General features: G+C 45.6%; 30 protein-coding genes. 25 read left to right on the top strand and 5 right to left on the bottom strand.

What is annotated here, in order from left to right; translation table 11 throughout:
* Positions 1–11 precede the first annotated feature (11 nt).
* The 3 genes from CAN90_RS07525 to CAN90_RS07535 form a co-directional block, all read right to left on the bottom strand.
* Complete coding sequence (locus CAN90_RS07525) at positions 12–770, bottom strand: RNA polymerase sigma factor (RefSeq protein WP_085833225.1); 759 nt, start codon at positions 768–770, stop codon at positions 12–14.
* Between the two features lie 147 nt (positions 771–917).
* The gene (locus CAN90_RS07530; RefSeq protein ID WP_085833226.1) at positions 918–1,586 is read right to left on the bottom strand and encodes a redox-sensing transcriptional repressor Rex; all 669 of its coding nucleotides are present in this window, start codon (positions 1,584–1,586) and stop codon (positions 918–920) included.
* A gap of 31 nt (positions 1,587–1,617) precedes the next feature.
* Positions 1,618–2,349 (bottom strand): TraX family protein, encoded by a 732-nt coding sequence (locus CAN90_RS07535; protein ID WP_085833227.1) that lies wholly within the window; start codon positions 2,347–2,349, stop codon positions 1,618–1,620.
* Positions 2,350–2,888: 539 nt separating this feature from the next.
* On the opposite strand from CAN90_RS07535, the gene CAN90_RS07540 reads away from it, so the two are divergent.
* On the top strand, positions 2,889–3,791 hold the full coding sequence (locus CAN90_RS07540; protein WP_085833228.1) for a glycoside hydrolase family 25 protein: 903 nt from the start codon (positions 2,889–2,891) through the stop codon (positions 3,789–3,791).
* A 20-nt stretch (positions 3,792–3,811) separates the two neighbouring features.
* Positions 3,812–4,267 (top strand): phage holin family protein, encoded by a 456-nt coding sequence (locus CAN90_RS07545; protein WP_085833229.1) that lies wholly within the window; start codon positions 3,812–3,814, stop codon positions 4,265–4,267.
* 55 nt (positions 4,268–4,322) lie between these two features.
* Here CAN90_RS07545 and CAN90_RS07550 read toward each other — a convergent pair whose 3' ends face one another.
* Both CAN90_RS07550 and CAN90_RS07555 read right to left on the bottom strand, forming a co-directional pair.
* The gene (locus CAN90_RS07550; protein ID WP_085833230.1) at positions 4,323–4,541 is read right to left on the bottom strand and encodes a hypothetical protein; all 219 of its coding nucleotides are present in this window, start codon (positions 4,539–4,541) and stop codon (positions 4,323–4,325) included.
* Between the two features lie 213 nt (positions 4,542–4,754).
* Positions 4,755–5,876 (bottom strand): nucleoside recognition domain-containing protein, encoded by a 1,122-nt coding sequence (locus CAN90_RS07555; RefSeq protein ID WP_085833231.1) that lies wholly within the window; start codon positions 5,874–5,876, stop codon positions 4,755–4,757.
* Positions 5,877–6,055: 179 nt separating this feature from the next.
* Here CAN90_RS07555 and CAN90_RS07560 point away from each other — a divergent pair, with 179 nt between their 5' ends.
* From CAN90_RS07560 to CAN90_RS07665, 23 genes are all read left to right on the top strand, one after another.
* Entirely contained in the window at positions 6,056–6,313 is a 258-nt protein-coding gene (locus CAN90_RS07560) for a YabP/YqfC family sporulation protein (RefSeq protein ID WP_085833232.1), read from the top strand.
* A 9-nt stretch (positions 6,314–6,322) separates the two neighbouring features.
* Positions 6,323–7,513, top strand: a complete 1,191-nt coding sequence (locus tag CAN90_RS07565) for a sporulation protein YqfD (RefSeq protein ID WP_085833233.1) — start codon at positions 6,323–6,325, stop codon at positions 7,511–7,513.
* 107 nt (positions 7,514–7,620) lie between these two features.
* Entirely contained in the window at positions 7,621–8,580 is a 960-nt protein-coding gene (locus CAN90_RS07570; RefSeq protein ID WP_085833234.1) for a PhoH family protein, read from the top strand.
* A 3-nt stretch (positions 8,581–8,583) separates the two neighbouring features.
* The gene (ybeY, locus tag CAN90_RS07575; RefSeq protein WP_085833235.1) at positions 8,584–9,093 is read left to right on the top strand and encodes an rRNA maturation RNase YbeY; all 510 of its coding nucleotides are present in this window, start codon (positions 8,584–8,586) and stop codon (positions 9,091–9,093) included.
* Positions 9,094–9,169: 76 nt separating this feature from the next.
* Positions 9,170–9,586 carry a diacylglycerol kinase family protein gene (locus tag CAN90_RS07580; protein ID WP_242953600.1) on the top strand — a complete coding sequence of 139 codons (417 nt, stop codon included), beginning with the start codon at positions 9,170–9,172 and terminating at the stop codon, positions 9,584–9,586.
* A 111-nt stretch (positions 9,587–9,697) separates the two neighbouring features.
* Positions 9,698–10,633 carry a GTPase Era gene (gene era, locus CAN90_RS07585; protein WP_085833237.1) on the top strand — a complete coding sequence of 312 codons (936 nt, stop codon included), beginning with the start codon at positions 9,698–9,700 and terminating at the stop codon, positions 10,631–10,633.
* Positions 10,634–10,749: 116 nt separating this feature from the next.
* Positions 10,750–10,926 carry a YqzL family protein gene (locus tag CAN90_RS13470; RefSeq protein WP_143750810.1) on the top strand — a complete coding sequence of 59 codons (177 nt, stop codon included), beginning with the start codon at positions 10,750–10,752 and terminating at the stop codon, positions 10,924–10,926.
* On the top strand, positions 10,877–11,632 hold the full coding sequence (recO, locus tag CAN90_RS07590) for a DNA repair protein RecO (protein WP_085833238.1): 756 nt from the start codon (positions 10,877–10,879) through the stop codon (positions 11,630–11,632). Before CAN90_RS13470 ends, recO begins: the two co-directional genes overlap by 50 nt.
* Positions 11,633–11,660: 28 nt before the next feature.
* Positions 11,661–12,197 (top strand): GNAT family N-acetyltransferase, encoded by a 537-nt coding sequence (locus CAN90_RS07595; RefSeq protein WP_085833239.1) that lies wholly within the window; start codon positions 11,661–11,663, stop codon positions 12,195–12,197.
* 23 nt (positions 12,198–12,220) lie between these two features.
* Entirely contained in the window at positions 12,221–14,605 is a 2,385-nt protein-coding gene (locus CAN90_RS07600) for an endonuclease MutS2 (RefSeq protein ID WP_423236549.1), read from the top strand.
* A gap of 160 nt (positions 14,606–14,765) precedes the next feature.
* Positions 14,766–15,524 (top strand): hypothetical protein, encoded by a 759-nt coding sequence (locus CAN90_RS07605; protein WP_085833241.1) that lies wholly within the window; start codon positions 14,766–14,768, stop codon positions 15,522–15,524.
* A 101-nt stretch (positions 15,525–15,625) separates the two neighbouring features.
* The gene (ylxM, locus tag CAN90_RS07610; protein WP_085833242.1) at positions 15,626–15,991 is read left to right on the top strand and encodes a YlxM family DNA-binding protein; all 366 of its coding nucleotides are present in this window, start codon (positions 15,626–15,628) and stop codon (positions 15,989–15,991) included.
* 20 nt (positions 15,992–16,011) lie between these two features.
* The gene (gene ffh / locus CAN90_RS07615; protein ID WP_085833243.1) at positions 16,012–17,370 is read left to right on the top strand and encodes a signal recognition particle protein; all 1,359 of its coding nucleotides are present in this window, start codon (positions 16,012–16,014) and stop codon (positions 17,368–17,370) included.
* A 194-nt stretch (positions 17,371–17,564) separates the two neighbouring features.
* Entirely contained in the window at positions 17,565–17,807 is a 243-nt protein-coding gene (gene rpsP / locus CAN90_RS07620; protein WP_009060054.1) for a 30S ribosomal protein S16, read from the top strand.
* Between the two features lie 21 nt (positions 17,808–17,828).
* A complete protein-coding gene (locus tag CAN90_RS07625) occupies positions 17,829–18,062 on the top strand; it encodes a KH domain-containing protein (protein ID WP_085833244.1) in 234 nt (77 codons plus the stop codon).
* 181 nt (positions 18,063–18,243) lie between these two features.
* Positions 18,244–18,762, top strand: a complete 519-nt coding sequence (gene rimM / locus CAN90_RS07630) for a ribosome maturation factor RimM (RefSeq protein WP_085833245.1) — start codon at positions 18,244–18,246, stop codon at positions 18,760–18,762.
* Positions 18,752–19,513, top strand: a complete 762-nt coding sequence (trmD, locus tag CAN90_RS07635; RefSeq protein ID WP_085833246.1) for a tRNA (guanosine(37)-N1)-methyltransferase TrmD — start codon at positions 18,752–18,754, stop codon at positions 19,511–19,513. Before rimM ends, trmD begins: the two co-directional genes overlap by 11 nt.
* Positions 19,514–19,775: 262 nt before the next feature.
* Complete coding sequence (locus CAN90_RS07640) at positions 19,776–20,039, top strand: HPr family phosphocarrier protein (RefSeq protein ID WP_009060040.1); 264 nt, start codon at positions 19,776–19,778, stop codon at positions 20,037–20,039.
* A gap of 155 nt (positions 20,040–20,194) precedes the next feature.
* The gene (gene uvrC, locus CAN90_RS07645; protein WP_085833247.1) at positions 20,195–22,045 is read left to right on the top strand and encodes an excinuclease ABC subunit UvrC; all 1,851 of its coding nucleotides are present in this window, start codon (positions 20,195–20,197) and stop codon (positions 22,043–22,045) included.
* Between the two features lie 61 nt (positions 22,046–22,106).
* Positions 22,107–22,658 (top strand): 16S rRNA (guanine(966)-N(2))-methyltransferase RsmD, encoded by a 552-nt coding sequence (rsmD, locus tag CAN90_RS07650; protein WP_085833248.1) that lies wholly within the window; start codon positions 22,107–22,109, stop codon positions 22,656–22,658.
* Positions 22,655–23,149: a pantetheine-phosphate adenylyltransferase gene (gene coaD, locus CAN90_RS07655; protein WP_085833249.1), complete on the top strand. Its 495-nt coding sequence runs from the start codon at positions 22,655–22,657 to the stop codon at positions 23,147–23,149. Before rsmD ends, coaD begins: the two co-directional genes overlap by 4 nt.
* A complete protein-coding gene (locus tag CAN90_RS07660) occupies positions 23,146–23,610 on the top strand; it encodes an ATPase (RefSeq protein WP_085833250.1) in 465 nt (154 codons plus the stop codon). Before coaD ends, CAN90_RS07660 begins: the two co-directional genes overlap by 4 nt.
* A gap of 264 nt (positions 23,611–23,874) precedes the next feature.
* A complete protein-coding gene (locus CAN90_RS07665) occupies positions 23,875–24,849 on the top strand; it encodes a LysR family transcriptional regulator (protein ID WP_085833251.1) in 975 nt (324 codons plus the stop codon).
* Positions 24,850–24,884 lie beyond the last annotated feature (35 nt).

The following is a 24,884-nucleotide window of genomic DNA, read 5'->3' on the forward strand; positions in this document are numbered from 1 at the left end:
ACTAAATTTTTTTATAAAAGGGAGTTTAAAACGCTTTGGTACCATTCTTTTGGCGGTTTTTGTTCAGGCATGTTTCCGTATAAAAATAGCAATTTCTTACGTACTTGCTCGTTATGAAAGTTGTTTTTTTCACCAGCATCCAATTGATGAATAAGTTTGTGTGCACTGCTTTGTAAATTGGAGCGAGTTTGTGAAAACGTTAACCATGCTTTGCAGGAACAGGGATTCTTCTCATTAATAATGCTGCAATGATCCGCAAAAAAGCAATCTAAGTTCATTCTTGCGCGGTGCAATAAGCCTTTCGCCGCTCCGTTTGAAATTCCCAGCATGTCAGCAACCGTGTTGATCGAAAGCCCGTACATATCAACTAACGAAAAAACGATACGCTGGTGAAGCGTCAATCTTCTGACCATTGCCAAAAAGCAGCCGTTTTGCAGGTCTTTTATTTCTTCTTCCACAATGATTTCGTCTTCCGGCTGTGGTGTTGTCTCCACCAAACGGTGACCATCGGACTCTAATGCTTCAATATCAAGTGGCACTTCCATGTATTTATTCGGATTCTTTTTTGTTCGGTTGATGAATTCGTGAAAGCAAATGGTTCTAAGCCAGCTTGCTAAAGCTTTTTCATTTTCTAATGTGCCTAATTGTTTCATTGCTTTTAAAAAGGTCTCCTGCGTTAGGTCGAGTGCGTCTTCGGGGTGGCAGGTTAGCTTTAACGCGTAATTATAAATATATTGATAATAGTCTTCGTAAGCATCTTGTATATTCATGTTATGATCCTCTTTTTAAAGCTTTCCCCAAAAGAGCATGGGAATTCTTTGTATGAAATAGAGCAAGTTTTAAGTATGTAAGCAAGATAGCAAAAGGGAACAGCGAAACTGCTGTTCCCTTTCTGTAAAGTCACGTTGAGTGCGATTTTAAACTTCGGTCTCATCGAGAGCTTCGGTTGCCCCTTGCTGGTCAGATATGCGGTAGCATAAAGTCATTAGGCTATCGTTCAAATGAACATTTTCTACAACGGTGTCTGGGTATTTCATCGAAATATCATAATGGCTGAAATTCCAGAAATTACGGATACCAAGATCGTAGAGCTGCTCTGAAAGTTTCTCGGCGTTTTCACGTGGAATGCAGAGAATTGCCATGGAAGGCCGTTCTGCTTCACAAAACTCTTTAAGTAGCTTTGTATCGTTTATGGTTAAGCCATTAATCTCACTGCCAATTTTAGATGGGGAATTGTCAAATATACCTACGAGCTGAAACCCCTGTGTTGTAAAAGCCATGTGAAGTGCCAGTGCTTGTCCCAAATTACCAGCACCAATTAAAATTGCCTTGTAAGAGTTGGAGAGACCAAGAATTCCTCCAATTTCCCGCTGCAATTGGTCAACGATATAACCATAACCCTGTTGACCAAAGCCACCAAAGCAGTTCAAATCCTGGCGGATTTGAGAAGCGGTTAGACCCATTTTTTCAGACAGCTCTTTGGAAGAGATACGGGTCATCCCCATTTTTTTTAAATGTGTTAAAAAGCGGTAGTAGCGCGGCAGCCTCCGAATTACGGACATGGAAACGTTTTCCCGTTTAGACATACAGTCCACCTCCAATAAATTTTAAATAATTTTAAGTTATGAGTTGATGAATTACCGTTAGTGCTATTAGGTGCAAGGGGTAAAAAAGATAGAAAAACCATTTGCCAGCAGAAGAAGTACCTCTTTGCCCGTTATAGCTTTGTAACAGGGGAGCTGCTAGCAATAAGCCAAACTGAAAGAAATCGCCCCAAAAAGGGGTGCCCTCTTGCGAATTACCGGTGAAAACAAAAATACTTGCGGTTACTAAGGCTGCTACTGAATACAACAGCATTTGTCTTTGTGGTTCACGCCTGTTTTCTGCAAATATTACGGTAAATAAAATCGCAAAAATAGACCAATCTGCAAATGAAGCCATTAGCGTAAGAATAAAGAGACAGAGCCAACCGGTAGGCCTACCTCGCAATTGGTCTAAAACAACCAGAGATAGTAGAGCAAACAAGAGCGTAAACATTACGTTTAAGTGGATGGGGGATGAGAAAACGCTCAGGTTACCGGTTAAGAAATAATGAAATGGTATTTGTGAAATCACCGCGAAGACAGCCAGTCTTACTGCGTATTTGGTACGGCTGCGAGTCTGGTAATATCCTTGCGCGATGAAAAAGCACATGATTGGTATAGTTGTTCTTCCAATAAAATGAAGCAATTGACCGGCAATACTGTATGTGCTTAAAAACAGCCAAGCAAAATGGTCTGCCAGCATTGCAGCTGCTGCAATCAGCTTCAGGGAATGGGAAGATAAACCCCGAGTAAGGTTTTTATTCAAAAGTCTTGTCGTTCCCTTCTTTTTTGGGAATGAAAAGCACTCTCTTCGTGCAGAGAGTCTAAAAACAAGTGAAACATATTATGAAGTAAAACGAAATGCTTGTCAATGCCTTTCAAAGAACGAAACGTATGTTAGATATTTTTTTATCTTACTTTTCGACGTTATTTAAACGTTGCGACAGAATAAATGAAAAATGAATGAGATTTATTTTCATATAAAGAATTTACTATGCAAAAAACCGATCTTTTAAATTACTATTTTAGATTATAGTATATTTTATAACAATTGGCTATATAAAATATAGACTATGGCAAAAAAATATCATATAAAATGATTGATTATTGCTATTTTACAAATGGTAGTTTTGTTTGCGTCGTTTTTGATATTGAAAATAGAGAAGGGTAGAAGAATCGAATTTCTAAAATGGAGAGCGGACAAAGAATTCCTGTAAAAAACTATAATTTTGTGGGGGATTACTTGCATAAACAAGAGCAAGTTTCCCCCTTTTTGCATCTTATAGTAGAGAAAGGAGAGTTGTTATGTCTACCAGAAAAGGAATTGATGTATATAATGGGACAGGTAACGTAGATTGGAAACTTGTTAAAGAAGCCGGGTACGATTTTACCATGATAAAAGCTAGTGAGGGCTATACTCTGGCCGATCAAAGAATGAGTGAAAACTTAACTAATGCCGCTGTTGCAGGTCTTCATACCGGTGTGTATCACTGGACACATGCCGTTACAACAGAAGAAGCTGCGCGAGAGGCCACTCATTTTCTCAATCTGGTTCGAGGATGCAAAATGGAGTACCCTGTTGCGTTGGATGTAGAACAGGATACGATACTGCGGCTGCCGCGCGACCGCCTGACCGATGTGGTTATGGCTTGGTGCCGGCAGGTAGCGAATGCCGGTTATTATGTTGCAATCTATGCGAATTTAAATGTTCTGCGTAATCATTTGGATTGGAGCCGGATAAAAGAGTTTGACTTGTGGCTAGCACAATACAGTACGCAAATGTCAAGCGAATTTCCAGCTTCTATTTGGCAATACACGGATAAAGGACGAGTTCCCGGAGTGAAAAACGGAACGGGAGATGTGGATTTAAATTTGTCCTTTAAAGATTACCCCGAAATCATTCGCAAGGGTGGCTTTAATAATTACCCGGCGACACCACCAATACAGGAAGTCACTCCTCTTTCTCTAGATACAAGAAGCAAGGATATGTCCCCGGGTGAAATCTACACCGTTTTAGCCAGGTGTGATGAAAAGCCAGAGGTTACGGTAACCGGGCGGGACGTTATTCGCGCTGCTGAACCGCGGTTGGATGCAAAGGGGCGCGGATGGCTCATTGATGTTACAGCGTTAAAGCCACCGGTACGCCATGCCCACATTCAGGTGCGGTCTAAGGATCAAACTGCTAACTGCAACTTTAACGTTTTTTAGCGGTGTCTGGGGGCGAAAAAATGGACAAATTGAAGGCCGGGATGGCAGCTATGTTTGCCGTAGTTTCCGCCCGGCTGGGTATTCTGGCGGTTCCTGTTTACCTTTTAATTTTATCGAGCTTAACGGATTATGTTACGGGGATTATGGCTTCCATTTACCGCAAAGAAGCGGTGAGTTCTTACCGTAGCATTCGTGGTATTATTAAAAAAATACTCACATGGTCGCTCGTGGGGGTAGGAGTCGCAATTGATTATTTGCTAATGTATGCGGGGAGTCAGGTGGGAATGGAAGAAATGCCGGTTCGCTATGCGGTTGCCTCTTTGGTTGCTGTATGGCTTACGGTAAATGAGTTATTAAGTATTATGGAGAATATTCAGGCCACTGGTGTTCGGCTTCCACCTTTTTTAATTCAAATTCTTCAGGGAATTCAAAAAAGCGTTGAAAAACAACAGGACGAAACACTTCCTAAAAAATGAATATAAACAAAACAGCGCCTTTCTCCTTTGTGCTCCGGAGGAAGGCGCTGTTTTGTTACAGTGAAAAATCGTCTAAGTCGTATTCTCGCAATGGCGGCAATGCACGGGGATTGCGCATTAACGGGTCGTAAGTAAAGCGGCGGCAGGAGCCGTCTTCTTTTATCTCGAGGCCTTTGGAACAGATGGGTTCTTCGTCGGTTCCGGTATTATAACTGCAATATTCGCAGTTCGTATCTATTTGACTTCCAAATAATTTTTTCTTGAATCCTAACAAAACCAATTCCTCCAATTTTTTGCGAGTCAATCCATAATTATAACTATTAGGACAGTAATAAAATACATGTTTAACTAACCCATCCATGCTAAAGAAAAGCTCTGTGCGAATGACTACTCCCGGTGAAAGCGAGTAGCCATTTACTATGTATGAAACAAGCGAGCAAATAGTTTAAACATAAAAGTGGAAGGGTGTGGTTCGTATCTTTTTTGTTTATGCTGTGGGGTTATTATAGCATGATTTTTTACGAAATTCTAGCCTTTCTGCACCAACAGAACACAGCAAAACGATGCAGAGCACAACGAGTGCCGCTGCTGCGGCAGGGCTGCCAGAAAGCTCTCCGTTCAGCGCGCGGGTTGTATTTTGAAAAGCAGGAGCGGCTTGTGGGAATAGTTGAAATAAAATGACAGCAAATATTGCAGAAAAAATACCTTTTATCATCTGGTGTGCAAAAAACATAGAGCGGGAGAATGGGATTTTTGTAAGTGATGATAGGACCTGAAAATGAACGCAAAATCCACCCCAACCCATTGCAAAAGCAAACAGCATACCGCTGCCGCCCAATGCAGCAATATCAAAGCAGCCGCTGGTTACTTCCATCATAACGGAGAGTGCAGAGCCACAAACGGCGGCCGGCATGCCAAGGCGTAGCAGAAATTGTGCTAAAAATGCGGCTGTTCCTATTTCACGCAGGAGAGCAATCAATACAGAGAACAAAATAACAAACGCACATAAATTCATGGTGCCCCTTGCTGCATCTACCGTTGAATCAATCAAAGGGGAGTCACTATGCTTTGCATTGTTTGCCGGTACCACAGAAACGGATTCCTTTGTCTCGGAGAATTTTAAGAGAAACCCAAGTAAAATAGAGCCACCCAGCTGAGCGCAAAGTAAAATTGCACCTGCGGTGGGGTTGCCAAGCAGGCCTACTCCTACCACACTGATGACAAACGCAGGCCCCGCGTTTACGCAGAAGGAAGCCATTCTGGCTGCCTGGTTATCTGTAATGCTTCCCTGCTGGTGCAGAGCAGCAATCCCTCTTGCGCCGACTGGGAATCCGCCGATCATACTCATTAGTATGGTGGCTGCCGTACAGCCGGGCAAGCGGAATAACAGCTTTGTTACAGGACCTAATACCTTTCCCAAGGAATCGGAAATCCCGGATTTAACAAGATAGGTTGAGAGAGCCATAAACGGAAATAGAGAAGGTACTAAAATAATCAGGCAATACTCTAAGCCGCGAATCGCACCGGAAGCCGAAGCCGCGGGTAAAAACAAAAGCCCCGCCCCGAAGGCGGCGGCGAACAGCGCAGAAAACACTTTACCGGAATACATATGCTTCACCTCAAATCATGTATATGAATCCGGGTGATTTTTATATCTCCAATTGCATAAGTTTATAATAATCTCCCATAAAAATCTGGAATTGGGTGAAGAACAGCTTTTAATCACGAATAAGATTCAGTCGGGTTTTGTATTGTACCGTTATAAAAATCACGGGATGGGGTGTTGCTGTGAAGAAAAAGCTTGAAAACTTGCCAAGTATGCCGCCGCCTTCACTGCTGAGCGGTTTTCGCATGGAGATAAGCGGGAACCGGGAAGCAGTGCTCGAGGGCTGTGGCGGCGTTGTGGAATACAGTGAAGATTCAATTCGAGTTCGAGCGGGGAAAATGAGTGTGCGTTTTACGGGTAGGAACCTGAAGATTAAATGCCTGACGGCAGACTCTTTAGTAGTGGAGGGGTACCTAACAGGCTTGGAATTTTTAACGTGAGGTGTAACAATGGGGTCAATTTCATTCGTCCGCTGGGTTCTGGGTTGGGTCAATTTTCAAATCCGACCGCGCAGAAAAGGCGCTTGTGAGCGCTTTTTGAATTTATGTGCCCGTCAGGGCGTAGCTCTTTGGCGCATTGGGCGCTCGGAAGAGTTTTTTACAGCGGCAATTGCAGTGGGGCGGTATGAGGAGCTTCGCCCAATTGCAAGAAAGGCCGGAGTTCGCCTGAAAGTGGGCAAACGACATGGACTGCCCTTCCTATGGAAGCGCGTGACTGCTCGAAAAGGCCTGATCGCGGGAATGATTATTTTTATGCTCACGCTGCAAGTTTTCTCCCTTTATGTTTGGAGCGTTCAAGTGACGGGAAATACGAGCATTCCAAGTGAAAAAATACTGGCAGAGGCAAAAAACCTAGGGCTTTCTCCCGGCGCACTAAAAAGCCGGCTGGAGTATCAGGAGCTTCAGCGCCGACTGATGATTGCGTTCCCGGAGGTTTCGTGGCTCTCTGTAAATACACAGGGCTGTAATATTGAAATTGCTTTAGAAGAGCAGATTCAGCACCCGGAAGCGGAAACGAAAGAAAAAGTGAGCAATCTAAAGGCCTCTGCCTCGGGGCAGGTGCGAAAGCTTGAAGTAACCGGGGGAGTATTGCAGGTAAAAGTTGGAGATGCTGTTATAAAGGGGCAATTGCTGGTCAGCGGCATTGCAGATGACGCTGTTGGGGGCACAAGGATGATGCGTTCCACTGGTAAGGTAATTGCGGAAACGGAGAAAAATCTTGTAGCCGAAATACCAATGAAGCAAACCTTGCTCCGCCCAACTGGCAAACAGATTGTTCGGCGAAGCGTAAGAATTTTTGGCTTAGAGCTGCCGCTTTCGCTTACGGGGCAGCCGCAAGGCGAATACCAGAAAGAATCGCAGCGTGTAACACTTAAGGGGAAAACGGGTGATTTGCCAATCTCAGTTTATACCGAAACATGGTCTGAGCAAACGCAAGAAGAAATTACACTTACCGAGGCACAGGCCGAAGAACAGGCCAAGGCGAAAATAGAAGAAATGAAGCGGCAGGAATGGCAGGATGTTAAGATTTTAACCTCGAATCTTTCAGGAAAAGTGGAAGGGGAAGTTTACCGTTTAACACTGCACTGCCAATGCGAGGAAAATATAGCCCTTGAATCAGAAATACTGTTTAAACCTTAGAAATTTTGTGAATAATTTTATAGGAATTCTATTGTAATTCTGATGACGGATGGTGCGAATCATGTTATAATATATCAAGATATGCAGAGATAGTGAAAGGTGAAAGAATGTTTGAACAACGCATTAATATAGACCGTATGGAGCAGGCCGTTGCACTTTTTGGCAGCTTCGATGAAAATATTAAACTGGTTGAAAAAGAGTACCAGGTTAGCGTCATAGGGCGGGGTGCAGAGATTAAGGTTTCTGGTGACCCTGAAAATGTAGGTAAGGCGGTTCGTGTCATTGAAAGCCTTCTTTCACTTATTAACAGAGGAGAAGCGCTCAGTGAGCAGAATGTGCGCTACTGCATTTCGCTAATTAACGACGGCAGTGAAGAGAAAATTGAGACCCTCGCGGGCGACTGCATCTGTATTACATCGAAAGGCAAGCCCGTAAAGCCCAAAACACTTGGGCAGAAAAATTATTGCAATCAAATTCGGCAGAACACCATTACAATTGGGGTGGGGCCTGCCGGTACTGGTAAAACATACCTCGCTGTGGCTATGGCGGTCACGGCGTTTCGCGCTCAGGAGGTCAACCGGATCATCCTGACTCGGCCCGCGGTAGAGGCTGGCGAAAAGCTGGGCTTTCTCCCCGGCGACTTACAGCAAAAAGTAGACCCTTATTTGCGCCCTTTGTATGACGCACTGTTTGATATGCTGGGAGCGGAAACGTACCAGAAGTATTTGGAGCGCGGCAATATTGAAGTAGCGCCGCTGGCGTACATGCGCGGCAGAACGCTTGACGACAGCTTCATCATTTTGGATGAGGCGCAAAACACCTCTCCCGAACAGATGAAAATGTTTCTGACCCGACTCGGCTTTAACTCAAAAATGGTCATTACCGGTGATGTAACCCAAATCGATTTGCCGGATGGCAAACACTCCGGACTAAAAGACGTAATGCGTATTTTGAGAAATATGGATGACATTGCACAGGTCAGATTCAGCGACAAGGATGTGGTGCGCCACCGTTTGGTGCAGGACATCATCAAAGCTTATGAAAAGAATGAAGAGAGCAGGAGATAGAGAATGGAAAAGATTAGAGTCATTATTGACAATACACAAAAGGAAGTGAAAATTCCTACCGGTTTGCGGATGCTCATCCGCCGCTGCTGTAATGCCGTTTTAAGGCTGGAGCAATTCCCGCACCCGGCAGAGATTAGCGTGACCTTTGTGAATAACGAACAGATTCGAGAGCTCAACCGCCAATACCGTGATAAGGACTCTTCCACAGATGTACTGAGCTTCCCTATGGGTGAAAACGGAGAGTACGATGAAAATCACGATACCGGCGCTAAAATATTGGGCGATATTGTTCTCTCCATGGAAAAAGCAGTGGAACAGGCTGACCGTTACGGCCATAGCTTAGAGCGCGAAGTGGGGTATCTTTGTGCTCATTCCATGCTGCACCTACTAGGGTACGACCATGAGCAGGGCGGAATGGACCGTGTTCGTATGCGCGAAAAAGAGGAGCAGGTAATGACGCAGCTGGGTCTTCCAAGTACCAGCAGCTATGTATTGGATGAGGATGAAGAGTAAACGAAGGCTACGCTTTCTGAAAAGCCTGAAATATGCTTTTCGGGGCGTGATATACTGCATCAATAATGAGCGTAACATGCGGATCCATACAGTGGCGGCGTTGTATGTGTTCGCTTTTTCGTTCTTTTATGATTTAACGCGCACACAGTACGCGCTTCTTTTTATTACTTTTGCAATGGTAATCGGCGCAGAGCTATTTAATACGGTGGCAGAAGAAATATCTGACATGCTGGCGTCAAGCTTTCACCCGGTTGTGCGTATTATTAAAGACTTGGCGGCAGGGGCTGTGCTGGTATTTGCCGGTTTTTCGGTTGGGGTTGGCATTTGCCTGTTCTGGCGGCCGAAAGTTCTGCTTTTTATCGCGCACTATTTTTTGTACCAGCCCTTGTATATGCTATTGTTGCTGCTTGCTTTGTTTGTAAGCTACCTCTATATTCAAATGGGGCCGGTGGGGATTCGAGACTGTCTGCACCGCAATAAAAATAAAAGATGATGAAAAGCAATGCACACAAACGCTTTTTCCTATTTTCTTGTGAAAGTGAGAAGGCGGATAACACGATAATACAAGTGCGGCATTGTATGAAATTGAAAAAGGAGCTTTCTATTGACGGAATTATATCAAATGCAGGACACTGCTGGAAAAACCGCGTTTATCGCAATTGTGGGGCGCCCAAATGTGGGAAAATCCTCTATTTTGAATCGCCTGCTTGGCCAGAAGGTTGCCATTGTGAGCAGTAAACCGCAGACAACCCGTACCCGCATTATGGGAGTACTCACCAAAGAGGATACGCAGCTCGTGTTTTTGGACACGCCCGGCCTGCATAAGCCACGCACGCGCCTTGGTGATTATATGGTTAAATCCGTTACCGAATCGGTTGCGGGTGTTGACGCATGCCTTCTTGTTGCGGAAGCAGGAACCCGTATTAGCCCTGCGGATAACGATTTAATGGAAAAGTTTCGTTCGCTCGGTATTCCTGCGGTACTCGCAATCAATAAAATTGACACACTTGGCGATAAATCTCCGCTGATGGCGCAAATCGGCGCTTTCGCTCAAAAGTTTGAGTTTGAAGCGGTGGTTCCCGTATCTGCCAAAGATGGCAATGGAATGGAACTGTTAGGGCAAGAGCTAATGAAGCTGGCACAGCCCGGTGGGCATTTTTTTGCGGATGATACCCTTACCGACCAGCCGGAGCGCGTTCTTGCGGCAGAGATGGTGCGTGAAAAGATTTTGCGCCTTACCGACAAAGAAATACCGCATGGAATTGCCGTTGCGGTAGAAAGCATGAAGGAACGTGAGGATGGCAGTGGGATTACCGATATTCAGGCTATTATTTTCTGCGAGCGCGACACGCACAAGGGCATTCTCATTGGTAAAAATGGTTCCATGCTCAAAAAAATTGGCATGTACGCCAGAGAAGATATGGAGCGGTTTTTCGACTGCAAAATTAACCTACAGCTTTGGGTAAAGGTAAAGGAAGATTGGCGTAACCGCCAAAATCTTTTGCGCTCATTGGGTTACGATTCAAATTCATTCCAGTAACATATAAAACATAAAAAGCTTGTCAAATTATGGCGAACGTTCTTTTATTTTCCTCTCATACTGTTCACGGAATTGCAAATACTCTATTTGGGATTCTTTTTTGGGAGGCGTTTTTTGTGGACAGAGAACAGGCTTGGAATGTTTTTCAGCAAACCGGCAGCGTAGAGGCTTATTTGCATTATGCAAGGCTTACGCAGGCCATCAACCAGCAGGCCGCCGTAGTGCAACCCGAGGAGGAGAAGTATGCAAATCAATACCGAGGGTTTAGTCCTTATGGAGAAGAGCGTGGGTGAGAGTGACCGTCTCGTTACGGTATTAACTCGCGATGAAGGAGTCATCCGCGCATTTGCACAGCAGGCCAAACGCCTGCAAAACCGGAAATTATCTTCCACACAATTGCTTAGCTTTTCCCGCCTTTCGGTTTATAAAGGGCGGGATAAGTACATAATTAACGACGCCTGGCCAATTGAATCGTTCTTTGATTTGCGCCTGGATATGGAAAGGCTGTCCCTTGCCCAATATTTTTGCGAGTTGGCCGTCGTACTAGCTCCCGAAGAATCCGAGGCGGGGGACTTTTTGCGTTTGATGCTGAATTCTCTGCATTTTCTTGCAAAAGGATTGCGGCCAAGCCTACAGCTTAAGGCTGTGGTTGAAATGCGCATGCTTGCGCTGGCCGGGTACATGCCGGACCTTGTGTGTTGCCACGATTGCGGCTGTTATGAAGCAGACACCATGTATTTTCTGCCCCGTAGCGGTATTATCACATGTGCAGACTGCATTTCAAAAACAACACAGCAGGAGCCGGCAATACCATTGCCGCGTGGAGTTATGACGGCATTACGCCATACCATATATGCAGAATTTGATAAGCTGTTTTCGTTCCGCCTTTTAGACGATGGTATTCGTTTATTAGCGGATGCTGCGGAACAGTATTTGCTCAGCACGGTACAGCGTAGGTTTGCCACACTCGAATTTTATCATCAGATAACCCGGATGTAGAAAGCGTTGCCGGGAGGGGAGGTCAATTATGGAACAAAGCTGGAATGTTCGCAAAGCACAGATGGAAGATTTACCGAATCTTTTCAACTTGTATCTTGGTTCAATTGAGCTGATGCGCTTGAAAGGGATTGACCAATGGGATGATGTTTACCCGAATGAGCAGGTTTTAACACAAGATGTTATGAATCAGGAATTATATGTACTAGAAGATGAAGACGGCTTAGCGGCGGCAATTGTGTTAAACGAGGAACAAGAGCCCCAGTACCGATATGTGGATTGGAAATACCATGCCGGTAAGATTGGTGTCGTCCACCGCCTGTGTGTGGATGCCGGGCATCAGGGAAAGGGCTGTGGTAAAAAGATAGCCCGATTTGCGGAAAAGTATTTTCGGGGGCAGGATTATAACGCAATCCGGCTCGACGCCTTTCCCAAAAATGAGCCTGCAATTCAATTGTACTATACTTTGGGATATGAACACTGCGGCCGAATTCTACTTCGCAAAGGGGTGTTTCATTGCTTTGAAAAATCTCTTTCAGTGGAGCTGCAAGAGGAACAAATGCTTTGAGCACCAGCAAGAAAGGAATGTTCATGCAAGAATATCGCTTTCAGCGGCATAGTACCGCTGTGGAACTAAATAAAATATTAAAGCTGCTGGCGGAGCAAACCGCCAGTGAGGAAGCGGCAGAGCAAGCCAATACTCTAGAACCTGCCGTTACAACGGATGCCGTGCGTCGCCTACTGCAAGAAACAGACGATGCCTTTGTATTAATGGCCAAATTCGGTTCTCCCTCCTTTGGGGGATTGAAAAATGTAGCGAACCCCTTGCGCCGCGCACAGGCGGGAGGGGTGCTAAATCTGATTGATTTTCTGCGAATTTCAGGAGTACTGCGCACAATGCGTGCCATAACGGATTGGCGGCGAAAGAGTGAGGGGATGAAAACCACGCTCGATTGGCGCTTTGAGTCGGTTGTGCCCAATAAATATCTGGAAGAAAAAATCAATGCGGTTGTTATTTCGGAAGAAGAGGTTGCCGACAGTGCATCTCAAGAGCTTTCTTCTATTCGCCGCCGTATTCGCGCGGCATCTTCCCGTGTACGGGAGCAGCTCGATAAAATGATTCGTTCCGCGGCATACCAAAAATACTTACAAGACCCCATTGTTACCATGCGTGGTGGGCGCTATGTGGTGCCAGTGAAAGCAGAATGCCGCGGTGAAATCCCCGGCTTAGTGCACGATACCTCCTCTAGCGGAGCAACCGTGTTTGTAGAGCCGATGGGTGTAGTGGAAGCGAATAATGAAATCCGTGTGTTGCAGTCTCGGGAAAGTGCAGAAATCGAACGGATTTTAACCGAGCTTTCCGCCGAAACAGGCGGCTTTGCCGACTTGATTATTGAAAGCTACCAGGCGGCAGTAGGGCTTGACCTTATTTTTGCGAAAGGTCAACTTGCGTATAAGATGAAAGCCAGCATGCCTAAAGTGAATGATACTGGCAGAATTTTGCTAAATCAGGCACGACACCCACTTATAGACCCTAAAATAGTGGTGCCAATGAACATAGAGCTGGGTACTTCATTTGATACACTGGTCATCACAGGCCCGAATACCGGCGGTAAAACCGTTACGCTCAAGACACTGGGTCTTTTAACGCTAATGGCGATGTGCGGGCTAATGCTTCCTGTAGGCGATAACAGCGAGATTTCTGTGTTCCGCAAAGTTCTTGCGGACATTGGAGACGAGCAGAGTATTGAGCAATCCCTTAGTACATTTTCAGCGCATATGACCAATATCATACAAATCTTGGAGCATGCGGATGAACACAGCCTTATTTTACTCGATGAGCTGGGAGCGGGAACCGACCCGGTAGAGGGTGCAGCGCTCGCTATGGCAATTTTGGAGTCTCTTCGCAGTAAGCATGCAAGAGTAGCGGCTACAACGCACTATGCAGAACTCAAAGCCTACGCACTACAAACCACAGGTGTAGAAAACGGTAGCTGCGAGTTTGATGTTGCTACTCTCCGCCCAACGTACCGCCTTTTAATTGGTGTGCCGGGTCGTTCGAATGCGTTTGCCATCTCAAGCCGCCTTGGCCTGAATCAAGATGTGGTTGACCGTGCGCGCGAGTTAGTTTCGGGTGAAAACCGCCGCTTTGAAGATGTGGTTCAGAACTTAGAGCAAAGCCGCCAAGAGCTGGAAGCAGAGCGCAGAAAGGCGCAGGAGAAGCACACCGAGGCAGAGCGAATCAGCCAAGAGGCCAGAGAATTCCGTGAACGTTTGGAGCGGGAAGCCGCCAAAGAGATGGAGCAGGCTCGCGAAAGAGCGGCGCAGCTTGTGGCACGAACCCGCGCACAGGCAGATGCCATGCTCGAAGAGCTGGAAGAAATGAAGCGCCAAGGTGCAAAGAGCTTGTCGGCTGAGCAGCGTGCTAAAATGAAAGCGGGAATGCGTGAGCTGGAAAGCTCTTCTGACCCTGTAAGTAAAAAGCAGGAAGCGGATGCCTATGTATTGCCCCGCCCGCTTAAGGCTGGGGACGATGTGTTAATATTTGATATTGATAAAGAAGGCACTGTGATTGAAACTCCGGCACCAGACGACAAAAAAGTACTCGTGCAGGCTGGTATCATTAAGACAAGGGTTCCCGTAGAGAATCTTCGTCTGATTGAGCAGAAAACCCAGAACCGTAAGGCACGCCGCAGCGGCACTCGTAATGTGCCGAAACGCTCGGATGCCCCGGTGATGACTGAGGTAGATGTGCGCGGCGAAGATTCCATCGAAGCGATTATGAGTGTAGACCGCGCGATTGATTCTGCCCTGCTTTCTGGAATTCATCAGCTTACGATTATTCACGGTAAGGGTACCGGGGTGCTGCGCACAGCAGTGCAGCAGCATTTACGCCGACACTCCTGTGTGAGAACGTACCGTTTGGGCGTTTTTGGTGAAGGGGAATCCGGTGTAACTATTGTAGAGCTAAAGTAGGCTGTTTTTTGGCAGCTTTGGGTTAATGAGTCATTGCGCTTGACACAATTCCATCTAAGACTGCAATTTATCATTCGGTAATTGCAGTCTTTGCAGGGCTTGGTCTGTCTGCCGCAAAACACATTGACCCATTTTTCTGTTTTGAAAGGAGCTGTCTGATATGCGTATGCCGATTCCTCGCTGGGGGCTGGTAGCCATTGGTGCCGTGGTAGTTCTTGGGCTGGCAGTTGCAATTCCTTATAAGTTGATGCTTACGGATGACCTTGCCGGCAAGTACAACCCAGCACCATCGCAAGATATTTTGCGGACCGCCGCAAAAGCAATGCTTACCAGTGAGCCTGTAAAGTTTTCAGAATCCGAAATCAATGCTTTTGCAGCTTACCATTTACAGGATGTGCAAAGCTTTATGGGAAAGGCAGAATACCAGCCAAATCAAATTTACCTTACATTCCCCAAAGAGAATACCGTAACCGCCTACACACCCGTTACTTGGAACGGTAAGAATCTGGGAGTTACTTCACGGTCTAAAGTCGTGTATGACCCCGCAGAGGAACAACTGCGTGTGGAGGTTCAGCAGGTTCGCCTTGGTAAGATGAGTGTATCACCAAAGTTTGCTCTCAATCAATTATTTGGAAAAGAGCTGCCTACCGGAATAACTCGAAAAGATAATGTGATTTTAGTGGATATAAAACCATTTTTGCACTCTGAAAAAGCAGTAAAAACGGGGTTCACACTAGGAATGTTTCAAGTGCAGGAAAATGGAATTTTATTTCAGGCAACCACTACGCTGTCTGACGCAGGGAATAAAGTGAGAGATTATGTAAAAGACTGGCTCGGCAAAAATGTATCAGGAGATATTGATGTCAATGAACTTGAAGACAAGCTCTTGGATTATTTAAAAAAGAACGGAATCGGCTGAAAAACACTTGACTTTTCGACGTGATTCCTGTATAATTCACAACTGTAAAGGTTTTCACTTTACAGAAAGCAACCGAACTTTACAGCGAATGAGGGTGCGATATGGCAAAAAATCTAGAAATATCTCTTTTGCTGGATTTTTACGGCGATATGCTCACCGATAAGCAGCGCTGTGTAATCGAGTATTATTACAACGACGATTTGTCGCTTGCAGAAATAGCAGATAACGAAGGCATCACCCGGCAAGGGGTGCGCGACTCCATTAAACGTGCAGAAGCACAATTGTTGGAGATGGAGGAGCGCTTGGGTCTTGCGCGCCGTTTTCGCGAAATGCGGGAAGGGCTGGAGCAAATTCGGGAAGCGACCGAGCGAATTCGTATTTATAATTCACAATCTCTCTTTTCGCAGGACGTTCAGCAGGATGTAGCCTTAATTGAAGACATTGTTCGGCGACTATGTGAAGAGTAGACGAAAGGATTTGAACAGCATTGGCATTTGAAGGATTGGCGGAAAAGCTCGGCACCGCCTTTAAAAACTTAAAATCTAAGGGTAAGCTGACCGAAGCCGACGTCAAATTAGCCATGCGTGAGGTACGCCTCGCATTGCTGGAAGCCGACGTTAATTATAAGGTTGCAAAAGATTTTACCAATAAAGTAACCGAACGTGCCATTGGCACGCAGGTAATGGAAAGCCTTACCCCGGCACAGATGGTTGTTAAGATTGTAGACGAAGAATTAACTGAGCTGATGGGTGGGCAGCAGGCACGCCTGAACGAAGCTTCAAAGCCGCCTACGATTGTAATGCTGTGTGGCCTTCAGGGCGCCGGTAAAACAACCCACGCAGGTAAGCTTGCCGCTATGCTGAAAAAGCAGGGGCGCCGCCCTATGCTGGTAGCGTGCGACATTTACCGACCAGCTGCAATTAAGCAGCTTCAGGTGGTTGGTTCTCAGGCGGGTGTTCCTGTGTTTGAGCAGGGCAGCACAAAGCCGATTGAGGTTTGCCGTGCGGCAGTACGCCATGCCAGAGATTACGGTAACGACATTCTTATTTTGGATACCGCCGGTCGTTTGCAAATTGATGAAGAGCTGATGAATGAGCTCAAAGAGCTCAAAGGTGATTTGCAGCCGCAGGAAATCCTTTTGGTGGTCGATTCCATGACCGGTCAGGAAGCCGTTAACGTTGCAAAAACGTTTGACGATTTATTAGACATTTCCGGTGTGATTCTTACAAAGCTCGACGGTGATACCCGTGGCGGTGCGGCACTTTCAGTTCGTGCAGTGACCGGTAAGCCTATTAAATATGCGGGTATTGGTGAAAAGTTAACCGATTTGGAAGTGTTCCACCCCGACCGCATGGCATCCCGTATTTTGGGAATGGGCGACGTGCTTACTTTAATTGAAGATGTTCAGCAGAACATTGATAAAAAGACGGCAGAGCAAACCGCCCGCAAGATGATGCAGAACAAGATGGACCTGAACGATTTGCTTGACCAGTTCAATCAAATGAAGAAAATGGGTCCTCTAAAATCCGTTTTATCGAAGCTGCCGGGTATTGATAAGCAGATTAAAGATGTAGACATCGATGAAAGAATTATGGATCGTTCCGCGGCTATCATTCTTTCAATGACTCTAGCTGAGAGGGAGAACCCCTCGGTAATCAACCCTTCTCGCAAACGGCGTATTGCTGCTGGCTGTGGAATGAAGGTGGAGGATGTAAACCGCCTGCTCAAGCAGTTTGAACAAATGCAAAAAATGATGAAGCAGGTAAAGGGCTTTAAGAAAAAGAAGAAGTTCCCCGGAATGCCGGGGATGCCGGGAATGCCCGGGCCGGGCGGCATGCCGTTCTAGGCTTTTCAATTCGGGATTTCATTCAAAAAGGGCGTAGCTTATTCGCTTTAAATTGACGCGCATTGAAAATGGAGATTTCTCTTTATTCAAAATAATAGAAATCACCAGCTTTTTAAAGTGAGAGTCGCTATGTAATCCTTTCAAGTGAATCACATATATTAAATTTATGAATTATATTTTGGAGGTTGTTTTGTATGGCAGTTAAGATTAGATTGCGCAGAATGGGCGCTAAGAAAGCTCCCTTTTATCGTATTGTGGTAGCGGATTCCCGCTTCCCTCGTGATGGCCGCTTCATTGAGGAGATTGGCTACTACAATCCCATGGAAGAGCCCTCTGTTGTGAAGGTTGACGCAGAAAAGGCAAAGAAGTGGATTTCCAACGGCGCTCAGCCCACTGATACTGTGAAAGATCTGTTCAAGAAGCACGGAGTGATTTAAAAGATCGGAGGAGATCTACCGATGGAGAAATTACTGGTTACAATTGCTCAGGGGCTCGTTGAGCATCCCGAAGCGGTTACCGTTCAGGTGGACGAGCCGTCTGAAGATGGCACTGTAGTTTACCACCTGCATGTAGCTGAGGATGACATGGGTCGGGTAATTGGTAAGCAAGGGCGTATTGCCAAAGCGATTCGCGTGGTAATGCGTGCCGCAGCAACCCGCACAAATGGCAAAGTTTCTGTCGAGATCGACTAATGAACCAAGACTGTAACATAGCTTGTTCCGTAAGGAGTGCTGGCTTTGTTGCAGTCTTGTTTTAACCATGGAATAAATGAGCGGGTTATTCGCTCTTAAAATAGCGTTGCGGTGTATTTCTGCGCACTTGGCGGGCAATGCTGCAACATGAGAATGAAGATAGGCAATGAGGAGGAAGGGAATGCTGCAGCCATTTTTAGAAGCGGGAAGAATCGTTGGTACGCACGGGGTAAAGGGAGAACTACGCATAGAGCCTTGGTGTGATTCTGCCGATTTTTTATCGAAATTTCACACTTTGTACTGGGACTCAAACGGAGCTTCCTCAGTTCAGGTACTTTCCAGCCGTGTGCATAAGCGGCTGCTTCTGGCGTATTTGGAAGGTGTAACCTCTGCTACACAGGGTGACTCGATGCGCGGGCGAGTTTTATACTTGCGCCGTGCTGATGTTAAGTTGCCAGAGGGTACTTGGTTTGTGCAGGATATGATCGGGTTAACGGTTCTGGATTACGATTCGGGTAAGGAATACGGTAAGCTGACAGATATTCTGAAAACTGGGGCAAACGATGTATATGAAATAACTGCACTGGATGGGAAAACGTATCTTCTGCCTTCGATTCCGCAGGTGGTTCTGGAGCGTAACCCCGAAGCAGGGGTTATGAAAATCAGGCCAATCAAGGGGATATTTGACGATGAGGATTGATCTGTTTACGCTTTTTCCAGATATGTGCGAAACGGTAATGGCAGAAAGCATTGTAGGCAGAGCCCGAAAAAAAGGGGCTTTGCAGGTTTGCTGCCATCAAATTCGAGATTACGCTTACGACAAGCATTCCCGTGTGGACGATTGCCCGTTTGGCGGTGGAATGGGTATGCTGTTAATGGCAGAGCCCATTGCAGAGTGTATTGACGACTTGGTGCGTCACCTAGGTAAGAAGCCTCATATCGTCTATATGTCGCCGCAGGGGACTGTTTTGACACAGAAGAAGATGAATGAATTGGCGGAACATGAGAATCTCGCCATTTTGTGCGGCCACTATGAAGGAATAGACGAAAGAATTATTGACCGCTATGTGGATGAACAAATTTCTGCGGGGGATTATGTTCTTACTGGCGGTGAGCTGCCGGCTTTAATTTTAGCAGACGGTGTGAGTCGTTTGATTCCCGGTGTACTTTCAGATGATGTCTGTTTTGAAGAAGAAAGCCATTTTAGTGGTCTGTTGGAGTATCCGCATTATACCCGCCCTGCGAATTGGCGCGGAATGCAGGTGCCAGAGGTGCTGCTTTCCGGGCACCATGCTAATATCGACAAATGGCGAAGAGAGCAATCTTTGCTTCGAACTTGGAAAAATCGTCCCGATATGCTCGAAACGGCTGAATTGGATGAAAAGGACAAACGGTACCTTGCCTCGCTTTGTGAAAAAGAGAGGGAATCTTCCTCGAACGAATCAAAATAGAACGCATAATATAGATTATTCGGTGCAATGATGGTAGAGGGTACAAAAGTTTTCAACATTGGGGGCAAACTATACAAAGGGATTGCCTGTCCGAAACAACGTATAGGGCATCAATCCAAAATTAGCCTTCCTTTCTTGACGGCGCTTTCTATTGTGATATAATGACTATGACTTAAAGAATAATGTCAGTTTGTATATTATTGTGATGTGGGATGTTTTTTCGGGTTAGAAGCTACATTTTGATGCTAGGAGTGAATTTTGAATGTGCGTGAAAGAAGTATTAGTTCAGAATCAGGTAGGGCTGCATGCTCGTCCGGCTACTTTTTTTATTCAAAAAGCCAATGAGTTTAAGTCATCTATTTGGGTGGAAAAAGAAGAGCGCCGTGTGAATGCAAAGAGCCTTTTGGGAGTATTGTCCCTTGGTATTGTTGGCGGTACCGATATTCGCATTATTGCTGACGGTTCCGATGAGCAGGACGCTGTTGACAGCCTGGTTGCTTTGGTGAAATCCGGCTTTGCGGAGTAAGTACCTGTTTTTATTATGAACGGCTTGGTGTCGCGGCCAGTGTAAATAAGATTTGCATGAAAGGCTGATTCCGGCGATTTCTAGGCAATTCAAGGCACCGCTTTGGCGGTGCTTTTTTATTATTTGAAAGCTCTAAGCGTAAGGGGGGAGAAAGCATGGAAGACCATAAGAAAGAATTACGAAAGAAAGCAATGCGCCTGCCGCTCACACCGGGAGTATACCTTATGCGCGACAAGAGCGGAACCATCATTTATGTTGGGAAAGCAAAAGCGCTGAAAAACCGGGTTAGCCAATATTTTGGTTCTGAAAAAAACCATGACGACAAGGTTCGCCGTATGGTTTCTAACGTGCAGGATTTTGAATACATCCTTACCGACAGTGAGTTTGAAGCACTTGTGTTGGAGTGCAGCCTGATAAAGCAATACACACCGAAATATAATATTTTGCTTAAGGATGACAAAGGCTACCATTACATTCGTATCAGTAAGGGTGAGTGGCCAAAAATATCCGAAGCCAAACAGATTGCGGATGATGGTGCGGAGTACATTGGCCCATATGTGAGCTCGTGGTCTGTAAAACAGGCAGTGGACGAGGCTCTCAAAATCTTTCGCCTCCCCTCCTGTAACCGACGCTTTCCGCAGGATATAGGCAAGGGCAGGCCATGCCTGAATTACTATATTAAGCAGTGCAGCGCCCCTTGCCGCGGCCGGATGAAAGCAGAAGAATACCAGGAAGCTGTTTCAGAGGCGGTGGATTTTCTACGCGGTGGCAGTACGGAATCGATGAAACGACTGACGGAAAAAATGGAGCAAGCGGCAGAAAACTTAGAGTTTGAATACGCTGCTCGAATACGTGACCGTATGAATGCCATTCAAAAAATGCGGGAACGGCAAAAGGTGGTTTCCATTCGTGTTCCGGAGCAGGACGTAATTGCGCTGGCACAAGGTCCGGGTAGTGCATGTGTACAGGTATTTCGCTTTCGCGGTGGTAATTTAGTAGACCGCGAAACCTTCCTCTTGGGGGAGATTGGGAACCTGAAGCAGGCACGCGGTGAGTTTATAGAGCGGTATTATTCCATGCGTGAACAGATTCCACCTCGCCTTACGCTGGATGGCCCGGTAGAGGATGCTACATTATTAGAAGAATGGTTAACGAATAAGGCTTCTCGTAAAGTGAAAATTACAATTCCTCAAAAAGGGGAGCAGGCACAGCTTGTAGAGATGTGCCGTAGCAACGCAGCGGAACAACTGGCACAGCAAACCGGACGAACCGGCAGGGAAGCTTCTGCGCTCGATGAGCTAGCACGCCTTCTAGGGCTGGAAAACCCACCACAGTATATTGAGTCCTACGATATTTCAAACCTCGCAGGAGGCGATAACGTAGCCGGTATGGTGGTGTTTGAAAATGGAAGGCCGTTAAAGTCTGCCTACCGCCGTTTTCAAATTAAAAGCTTTGAAGGGCAAGACGATTATGGTGCGATGCGAGAAGTAATCAGCCGCCGTTTGGGGGAATACTACCAGCACAAGGAAAGTGGAGAAGGCTTCGGCCGCCTGCCGGATTTAATTTTGCTTGATGGCGGTAAAGGTCATGTATCTGCTGTTCGTCCTATTTTACAGCAATACGGATTAGAGATTCCTCTTTTTGGTATGGTAAAGGATGACAAGCACCGCACGCGTGCCATTGCAAAGGACGGCGGCGAAATTTCCATTCACTCCACGCGCAGTGCTTTTACACTGGTCTCTATCATTCAGGATGAGGTTCACCGCTTTGCCATTGGGTACCACCGCCAAATGCGTAAGAAGAATACCATCTCCAGTACGCTTACTACGATTCCCGGTGTTGGAGATGCCAGAGCAAGAGCGCTGCTGCGACATTTTCGTACCATCACAGCCATACGAGAGGCAGATTTAGAGCAGCTGTGCGGCGTAAAAGGGATGACACGCCCTGCTGCTCAAACCATATACGATTATTTTCACCCTAATTCGGGAGAAAAAGATAGCGGTTGACAGTATGCACAAATAATGGGATAATAAATTTAACAAGAGTTGGGAAAGGTCCGGTTTTTATATGCGAATTATTACAGGTTCTGCACGCGGCAAAAGGTTGCAATCTCTGGAAGGAGAACGCGTTCGCCCTACACCCGACCGGGTGAAGGAAGCCCTTTTTAATATTATTCAGTTTGATTTGGAGGGCCGCCGTGTACTCGATTTGTTTGCAGGCTCTGGCCAGCTTGGCTTGGAGGCACTCAGCCGAGGGGCACGAGAGGCTGTGTTTGTAGACAGTTCACGCGACTCCGTTGGCGTAATTGAGAAAAACATTGAAGCCACTGGGTTTTTAAAGCAGGCAAAGCTAGTGAACTCGGATTCCATTTCTTTTTTGTCTCGTAACCCGGAGCCGTTTGATATTGCTTTTTTAGACCCGCCTTACCGTACTGGGCTAATTGAGCAAGCGCTGCCTTATACAGCAGCCGTTATGAACCATGGCGGAACGATTATTTGTGAACACCCAAGTGATGAAGAACTCCCTCTTACCGCTGGTGAATTTATGAAGGTGCGTTCTTACCGCTACGGAAAAATTTTGCTGACCGTGTATCGGCATAAGGACGTGACATCGTTATGAAAATTGCAATTTGTCCGGGTAGCTTTGACCCGGTTACCTTTGGGCATTTGGATATTATTAATCGTGCTCGTAAAATATTTGACCATTTGATTGTTGCTGTATTGGTTAACCCCAATAAGCACACAAGCTTTACCGTAGAAGAGCGTATTGATATGCTCAAGCGTGCAACAGTAGGTATGACAGACATCGAGATTGTCGGTTTTGAAGGCCTTCTTGCTGATTATGCTAAAATTTGCAATGCTACCGCTATAGTAAAGGGTCTGCGAGCTTTGTCAGACTTTGAATATGAATTTCAAATGGCTCTGACCAACAAAAAGCTGAACCCAAATTTGGAGACGCTGTTTTTAACTACCCGAGCAGAAAATATGTACCTTAGCTCAAGTATTGTAAAACAGGTAGCCACTTTTGATGGGGATATTTCAAATTTTGTGCCAGAGTGTATTTTGGATGACATTACGCAACGTCTTTATACAGGAGGCAAAAAACGATGAATGTAGAGAATTTATTGGATGAGCTCTACGACATGGTAGATAAAGCGTGGAATTTTCCGCTTACCGGTGGCAAAGCTGTGCTGGATGGTGAGGCGGTAAAGGTGATACTCGATGAAATCCGCGATAATCTCCCACAAGAGCTTCGTCAGGCAAAATCAATAGTAGCTGACCGTAACCAAATTATCAGTGATGCTAAGCGCGAGGCAGAAAGCATTGTTCGCATTGCGGAAGAGCGCGCCAGAACTCTTGTAAATCAGGATGAAATCGTGCGGCAGGCACAACAAAAATCGAACGAGCTGATTAGCCAAAGCCAGGCGAAGTTTCGTGAGATGCGCCGCGCCTCAAATGACTACATTGACGATTTAATGAAAAGAACGGATGATGCGCTCGCTGCTAATTTAGCAGAGCTGCGTAAAACCAGAAATAACATAAAAGCATCTCAAAGAAACAACCAACAATAAATAGCAGCAAAAAAACGCGCTTTGACATGGCATGGGCGGCCAGTCAAAGCGCGTTTTTCACCAAATTTCTATTGTTAAGGAGAACTCGTAAGCTAGTTTATGAGAATTCATTTTCCCTGTATCGGCACTTTTTCTGTTTCGTTACCATTCACAAAAGTTTCTTGAATTCTTCTATATTGACAATACCAGAAAGAGATAATATAATCAAATACATATAATATAATAGAAATTATATGAATCTATTTATAATGCAGGGAGAATGCCATGTTCCAGACTTTGAAGTACGTTTATGAAATTTATAAAGAGGGAAGTTTTTCCCGTGCAGCAAAGAATTTGTACATATCGCAGCCTTCTTTGAGTGCAACGATTAAAAAACTGGAGCAGGATATTGGTATCACTATTTTTGACAGAAGCACCACTCCAGTTCAATTAACCGATGCAGGGAAGGTTTATATAGAAACGACTCGGCAGATACTGGAACTTCAAAAAAACTTGGAGTCTTATTTGCAGGATTATACAGATATGAAAACCGGAACGCTCATGTTGGCGGCTCCGCAGTTTTTCGCATCCTATTTTATGGCACCTCTCATATCAAGATTCGACAGCCTGTATCCAGGTATTCAGCTTCAGGTAAATGAGGCAAGCACACCGGAGCTTCAGCAAAAGCTATTGGATTCGGAAGTGGACCTGGTGATAGACAGTAGCTCATTTGACGACAAGCTTTTTCGAAGCTACCCGCTAAGAGAGGAGCAAATACTACTTGCCGTGCCAGAGCAATATGAAATTAATCGCCATTTAACAGAATACCGTATGACCGCGCGTGACGTATGCGAGGATGCCTATAAAAACCCGGATTGTAAGCCTGTAAATCCCATTATCTTTCGTGATTTCACGTTCTTACTGCTTCACAAAGGGCATAATATGAACACATTTGCCAATGGTTTATTCGAGCAATATCACTTTACACCCAAGCGTACCTTGTATTTGGATCAGCTCATGACCTCATATAATTTGGTCAAGCAGCAGATTGGTATGGCATTTGTGTCAGATACCGTAATCAAACGTACTTCTGGTGAGCCGGGAGCCTATTTATATAAGGTGCAAGCTCCAAATGTTTGCCGCCACATTTATATTGCGCATAAAAAGAATCGATATATTAGCAAGGCAATGCGAGAGTTTATTCGTTTGTCCCAGCAGATATATCAGGAGAATCCTTATACAGCGCAACGATTTATCTGATGATTTTCTATGTCTCATTTCATTTGCAAAAAGAG

The organism is Clostridium merdae (assembly GCF_900176635.1).
Classification (GTDB): Bacteria; Bacillota; Clostridia; order Oscillospirales; family Acutalibacteraceae; genus Faecalispora; species Faecalispora merdae.

Excerpts from the sequence above, each read along its gene's own strand:
- rpsP (WP_009060054.1), top strand. The coding sequence starts at position 17,565 with ATGGCAGTTAAGATTAGATTGCGCAGAATGGGCGCTAAGAAAGCTCCC.
- CAN90_RS07555 (WP_085833231.1), bottom strand. The coding sequence starts at position 5,876 with ATGTATTCCGGTAAAGTGTTTTCTGCGCTGTTCGCCGCCGCCTTCGGG.
- ybeY (WP_085833235.1), top strand. The coding sequence starts at position 8,584 with ATGGAAAAGATTAGAGTCATTATTGACAATACACAAAAGGAAGTGAAA.
- CAN90_RS07540 (WP_085833228.1), top strand. The coding sequence starts at position 2,889 with ATGTCTACCAGAAAAGGAATTGATGTATATAATGGGACAGGTAACGTA.
- CAN90_RS07580 (WP_242953600.1), top strand. The coding sequence starts at position 9,170 with ATGCGGATCCATACAGTGGCGGCGTTGTATGTGTTCGCTTTTTCGTTC.
- CAN90_RS07660 (WP_085833250.1), top strand. The coding sequence starts at position 23,146 with ATGAATGTAGAGAATTTATTGGATGAGCTCTACGACATGGTAGATAAA.
- CAN90_RS07530 (WP_085833226.1), bottom strand. The coding sequence starts at position 1,586 with ATGTCTAAACGGGAAAACGTTTCCATGTCCGTAATTCGGAGGCTGCCG.
- coaD (WP_085833249.1), top strand. The coding sequence starts at position 22,655 with ATGAAAATTGCAATTTGTCCGGGTAGCTTTGACCCGGTTACCTTTGGG.
- rsmD (WP_085833248.1), top strand. The coding sequence starts at position 22,107 with ATGCGAATTATTACAGGTTCTGCACGCGGCAAAAGGTTGCAATCTCTG.
- CAN90_RS07640 (WP_009060040.1), top strand. The coding sequence starts at position 19,776 with ATGTGCGTGAAAGAAGTATTAGTTCAGAATCAGGTAGGGCTGCATGCT.
- CAN90_RS07545 (WP_085833229.1), top strand. The coding sequence starts at position 3,812 with ATGGACAAATTGAAGGCCGGGATGGCAGCTATGTTTGCCGTAGTTTCC.
- rimM (WP_085833245.1), top strand. The coding sequence starts at position 18,244 with ATGCTGCAGCCATTTTTAGAAGCGGGAAGAATCGTTGGTACGCACGGG.
- trmD (WP_085833246.1), top strand. The coding sequence starts at position 18,752 with ATGAGGATTGATCTGTTTACGCTTTTTCCAGATATGTGCGAAACGGTA.
- ylxM (WP_085833242.1), top strand. The coding sequence starts at position 15,626 with ATGGCAAAAAATCTAGAAATATCTCTTTTGCTGGATTTTTACGGCGAT.
- uvrC (WP_085833247.1), top strand. The coding sequence starts at position 20,195 with ATGGAAGACCATAAGAAAGAATTACGAAAGAAAGCAATGCGCCTGCCG.
- CAN90_RS07665 (WP_085833251.1), top strand. The coding sequence starts at position 23,875 with ATGTTCCAGACTTTGAAGTACGTTTATGAAATTTATAAAGAGGGAAGT.
- CAN90_RS07595 (WP_085833239.1), top strand. The coding sequence starts at position 11,661 with ATGGAACAAAGCTGGAATGTTCGCAAAGCACAGATGGAAGATTTACCG.
- CAN90_RS07625 (WP_085833244.1), top strand. The coding sequence starts at position 17,829 with ATGGAGAAATTACTGGTTACAATTGCTCAGGGGCTCGTTGAGCATCCC.
- CAN90_RS07605 (WP_085833241.1), top strand. The coding sequence starts at position 14,766 with ATGCGTATGCCGATTCCTCGCTGGGGGCTGGTAGCCATTGGTGCCGTG.
- CAN90_RS07525 (WP_085833225.1), bottom strand. The coding sequence starts at position 770 with ATGAATATACAAGATGCTTACGAAGACTATTATCAATATATTTATAAT.
- CAN90_RS07570 (WP_085833234.1), top strand. The coding sequence starts at position 7,621 with ATGTTTGAACAACGCATTAATATAGACCGTATGGAGCAGGCCGTTGCA.
- recO (WP_085833238.1), top strand. The coding sequence starts at position 10,877 with ATGCAAATCAATACCGAGGGTTTAGTCCTTATGGAGAAGAGCGTGGGT.
- CAN90_RS07565 (WP_085833233.1), top strand. The coding sequence starts at position 6,323 with ATGGGGTCAATTTCATTCGTCCGCTGGGTTCTGGGTTGGGTCAATTTT.
- CAN90_RS07600 (WP_423236549.1), top strand. The coding sequence starts at position 12,221 with ATGCAAGAATATCGCTTTCAGCGGCATAGTACCGCTGTGGAACTAAAT.